The following is a 2,166-nucleotide window of genomic DNA, read 5'->3' as shown; positions in this document are numbered from 1 at the left end:
CAAGTCCCGTCAGGACCGCAGCGCTGACGCCGCGCCCCGCGCGGCGTTCTGCGTATCGGAGCAGGTCGCCTTGCCGCCGGTTCGTCCGGTTGCCGACCACCCGCTCGGCGGCGGTCAGCGACCGCACCGACAGCAGGCGGCCACGGCTCTCGCGGCGCAGCACGAAGTAGTGCACTGCCACGCGGACCTGACCACGGTCGGCGGCGCTGGCCTGGGCGGTGCAGAGGACCATCTGGCGTAGACAGTGGGCGAGGCGTTCGGCGAGCTCGAGCTCGGGGCCGTGCAGGCCGGCACGGAGCGCGGCGAGGTGGCTGTCGACCTTGCGAATCAGCACGTCGGTGCCCGGTTCGACGGTGCGCTGCTCGCCGGCCATCACATCCCCTCACCCCGGTTCGCGTTGCGAGTGAAGTTACTTTATGTTGCTCCTTGGAAGCAAGCAGTTAAGTGAGACTTAACGTATTAAGCGCACCTTCCACGCTTTTTGCCTTTTGCTGGTTCATTCCGTCGTGAGGTCGCTCGTGCATGTCGGACCCGCGGGGCACGATGGACCGGTGACCGGGGCAGACGCAGACGCCGGCGCGGTGCTGGCCGGGTTCGGCCCGGCCACCCGCGCCTGGTTCGACAACGCCTTCGCCGCCCCGACCGCCGCGCAGACCGGCGCCTGGCGGTCGGTCGCCGCCGGCCGCAACGCGCTCGTCGTGGCGCCCACCGGCTCGGGCAAGACGCTCGCGGCCTTCCTCTGGTCACTGGACCGACTCGCCAGCGAGCCAGCACCGGCCGAGGCCCGCCAACGGTGCCGCGTGCTCTACGTCAGCCCGCTCAAGGCTCTCGCCGTCGACGTGGAGCGCAACCTGCGCGCTCCGCTGGCCGGCATCCGGCAGGCGGCCACCCGGTTGGGCGTCGCACCGCCCGACATCACCGTCGGCATGCGCACCGGCGACACGCCCGCCGACGAGCGACGCGCCTTCGCCCGCACCCCACCGGACATCCTCATCACCACGCCCGAGTCGCTGTTCCTGCTGCTCACCTCCGCAGCTCGCGACTCGCTGCGCGGCATCCAGACAGTGATCGTGGACGAGGTGCACGCGGTGGCCGGCAGCAAACGCGGCGCCCACCTCGCCCTCTCTCTCGAACGCCTCGACGAGCTGCTGCCCACCCCGGCGCAGCGCATCGGCCTCTCGGCCACCGTCCGGCCGATCGACGCCTGTGCGCAGTTCCTCGGCGGCGCCCGCCCGGTCGACGTGGTGCAGCCGGCCACCCCGAAGACCATCGAGGTCAGCGTCGAGGTCCCGGTGGAGGACATGACCCGCCTGGACGAGCAGGAGCAGCCACCGGAGGACGACCTCGGCGGCCCCGGGCCACGTCGGGCGTCGATCTGGCCGGCCGTGGAGGAACGGGTCTTCACCCTCATCGGGCAGCACCGCTCGACCATCGTCTTCACCAACTCCCGGCGCAGCGCCGAGCGCCTCTGCGCCCGGCTCAACGAGCTGGCCGCCGAGGCGGTGGCCGCGTCCGCGTCGGGCGAGGGCGCGATCGGCGTACCGGAGGGGTTGCCGACCGGCGACGACCCGGCGGGCGACGGTGACCCGACATCCGGCGCGCAGCGCTGGGGCGGTCCCGCCGGTCCGGTGCGCAACCGGCCGCCGGCCGAGGTGATGGCCCAGTCCGGCGCGGCCACCGGCGCAGCGCCCGTGATCGCCCGCGCCCACCACGGCAGCGTCTCCCGGGAGGAGCGCAAGCACATCGAGGAAGCGCTCAAGTCCGGCCAGCTCCCGGCGGTGGTGGCCACCTCCAGCCTGGAGCTCGGCATCGACATGGGCGCCGTCGACCTGGTGGTGCAGATCGAGGCGCCGCCCAGCGTGGCTGCCGGTCTGCAACGGGTCGGCCGGGCCGGGCACCAGGTGGGCGCGGTCTCGCGGGGGGTGGTCTTCCCCAAGCACCGCGGCGACCTGCTCTCCTGCGCGGTGGTCGCCGAGCGGATGACCGCCGGCGCGATCGAGGAGCTGCACTACCCGCGCAACCCGTTGGACGTGCTGGCCCAGCAGATCGTGGCGATGGTGGCGCTGGAGCCGTGGGCGCTGGGCGACCTGGCCGTGCTGGTCCGCCGGGCCGCGCCCTTCGCCGAGCTGCCCGACTCGGCGCTGCACGCCGTGCTCGACATGCTCT

Annotated in this window: 2 protein-coding genes; one reads left to right on the top strand and one right to left on the bottom strand. The window is 73.0% G+C overall.

Features of this window, described 5'->3' with window-relative positions:
* On the bottom strand, positions 1-373 hold a 373-nt coding region (locus ABZ749_RS34275), incomplete at its 3' end, for a hypothetical protein (RefSeq protein WP_357235358.1).
* Positions 374-551: 178 nt separating this feature from the next.
* Here ABZ749_RS34275 and ABZ749_RS34270 point away from each other — a divergent pair.
* The coding region (locus ABZ749_RS34270) for a DEAD/DEAH box helicase (protein ID WP_357235355.1) at positions 552-2,166 on the top strand (1,615 nt) is incomplete at its 3' end.

The organism is Micromonospora sp. NPDC047753 (genome assembly GCF_040642735.1).
Taxonomy (GTDB): domain Bacteria; phylum Actinomycetota; class Actinomycetes; order Mycobacteriales; family Micromonosporaceae; genus Micromonospora.
Note: the sequence above shows the minus strand (reverse complement) of the source record. Positions and strands in the feature narration are given on the sequence as shown.